The 2115-nt window shown below is 68.0% G+C and carries 3 protein-coding genes; 1 reads left to right on the plus strand and 2 read right to left on the minus strand.

Annotated elements, in window-relative coordinates; genetic code table 11:
• Positions 1–38: 38 nt before the first annotated feature.
• Positions 39–488 carry an acyl-CoA thioesterase gene (locus ACGVJ8_RS08175; RefSeq protein WP_392347103.1) on the plus strand — a complete coding sequence of 150 codons (450 nt, stop codon included), beginning with the start codon at positions 39–41 and terminating at the stop codon, positions 486–488.
• Here ACGVJ8_RS08175 and ACGVJ8_RS08180 read toward each other — a convergent pair.
• Both ACGVJ8_RS08180 and ACGVJ8_RS08185 read right to left on the minus strand, forming a co-directional pair.
• Positions 459–1625, minus strand: coding sequence for an AMP-binding protein (locus ACGVJ8_RS08180; protein WP_392347099.1), 1167 nt, complete (start codon positions 1623–1625; stop codon positions 459–461). The genes ACGVJ8_RS08175 and ACGVJ8_RS08180 overlap by 30 nt on opposite strands.
• A partial coding sequence (locus ACGVJ8_RS08185; RefSeq protein ID WP_392347101.1) for an enolase C-terminal domain-like protein occupies positions 1622–2115 on the minus strand: 494 nt, incomplete at its 5' end. The genes ACGVJ8_RS08185 and ACGVJ8_RS08180, both read right to left, overlap by 4 nt.

The following is a 2115-nucleotide window of genomic DNA, read 5'->3' on the forward strand; positions in this document are numbered from 1 at the left end:
AGGGTGACAGTCGGCACCGGCTCGAACAACACATCGCCATGTCCTCTACCCCCTGGCTGGAGCTCAGCCGAACCATGCGCTTCAGCGACACGGATGCTGCCGGCGTGATGCACTTTCAGCTGCTGCTGGGCTGGTGCCACCAGGCCTGGGAGGAAAGCCTGGAGCAGTTCGGCCTACCGGCGGTTTCAGTCTTCCCTGGCGGCCGCGAAGAGCAACCGAGCGTCGCCTTGCCGATCGTGCACTGCCATGCCGATTTCCGCGCCCCGGTGCAGGTGGGCGACAAGCTGCTGATCCGACTGGAGCCGGAACGACTCGATCCCAGCAGTTTTGCGGTGAACAGCCAGGTGCTGCTGGAGGACCAGCTGGTCGCCAGTGGCTACCTGCGTCATGTGGCCATCGACGCCCAAACCCGGCGCCGATGTGCCCTGCCCGATGGCGTGGACCGTTGGCTGGAAGCATCAGGCCTCGACCGCATCCAACCGCTCTAACCACTCCCGCCATCGCTGGCGCTGCCATTTCCCCAGCGCCGAGGGGGCCAGGTCGGGACACAACAGCCAACGCCGCGGCGTTTCCGCCGCTGGCCAGGGCCGCGTGAGCAGCTCAAGGCGCTGCAACACCGCAGCATCAGAGCTGCTTACCAGGGCCACCAGCCGCTGCCCCCACTCCGGATCGGCCACACCAAGAAGCAGCACGGCACTCACCGGGAGCGATGACGCCTGCTGCGCCGCCATCAAGCGCTCTTCCAGCTGCTCGGGGAACACCGTTTCCCCACCGGAGTGAATGGCGCCATCGATTCGGCCCGCAATATGGAGGCCTGGGGTCAACGCGGCCTGATCCCCGGAGCGCCACCAGCCATCGGCATCCCTGAGCGGTTCCCACCGATCCGGCTGATCCGCCCGCCAACAACCCAGAGCCAACCGATCAGTGCGCACCTTAAGCACCCCATCAGCGGCCAGCCGCAGCTCCACATCCACCAGCGGGTTCCCACACCCCGGCTCACCGCCTAGGAAGCGGTCCGGCGGGAGGGCCGCCACCATCGCCGCTGTCTCCGTCGACCCGTAACAGGGCGCCAGCGGCAGCTGCAACGCACGAGCCTGATCCACCACCGGAGCCGGGAGAGCAGCGCCACCGATCCAGATCAACTGCAGCTGCCTCAGAAAGGCCACGCCATCTGGATGGGCCAGCAGACGCGCCAGCTGCGTGGGCACCAACGACAGCAATGGAGCATTCGTACCCCAAGCGGGCAGGCCCTGACAGAACGCGAGCAATTCGGTGGGGGTTTTCATCAACCCCGGCGCCAGTGGCTGATGCCCCGCGCCCCAGCAGCGGGCCCGCCACCAAGGCATTAGCCCACTCACATGGGCCAGGGGCAGGGGATTGAGCAGCAGGGTGGAAGCGGGGTCAAGACCGATGCCCGTCAACCAATGGGCGGTGGCTGCGGCCGAACGGTCCAGATGCAGTGACGGCTGGGCACAGCAACGGCTGCCGCCACTGCTGCCACCACTGCGCACCAGCACCCCCGGCCCCGGCGGCAATTGAGCGATGGGGACCGCTTCCGCCTGGGGCGACAGGGGCACCCACTGCCCCGCCGCCAGCCCCTGCTCCAGCCGTTCCAGCTCGCTCATGCCGCCGCGGCCCAGACCTGCTCTGGATCTGTGGAGAACAACACCCCCGATGGTGTCCACCCGGGGGCCAGGCCCGGTGCCGCCGGCGTGGGCCCCTGGGCCTGAAGCCCGGCCAGATGCTCCAACCAACGCCGACCGATGCCGGTTTCAAACGCCGTGCTCAGCATCCGTTGGGACACCCCAACCTGCAGCTCTCGCAACAGCAGACGGGGATCGCCCTCCAGTGCAGGCCGCCGCACCTGCCAGCCGCTCCAGCTGCGGCGCAGCTCCGGGTGCTGGTCAAGGGATTCATCGAGGGCTACTGGCCCCAGCGCCGCCAACTGCTCCATCCCGGCTTGATCCTCCACCGCTAGCGGCTGCTCCAACCAATCCAGACGCGGGTCATCTTGCAACCGCTGCATCCAGGCCTTAGCCATGCTGCGGTCCCAGCCGCCGGTGGCATCCAGACGCACCCGGGCCGTGAGCGGCAGCTGCTGGAGCAGCTGCTCCA

The sequence above is a fragment of the Parasynechococcus sp. genome (genome assembly GCF_042954245.1).
In the GTDB taxonomy this organism is placed as follows: Bacteria; Cyanobacteriota; Cyanobacteriia; order PCC-6307; family Cyanobiaceae; genus Parasynechococcus.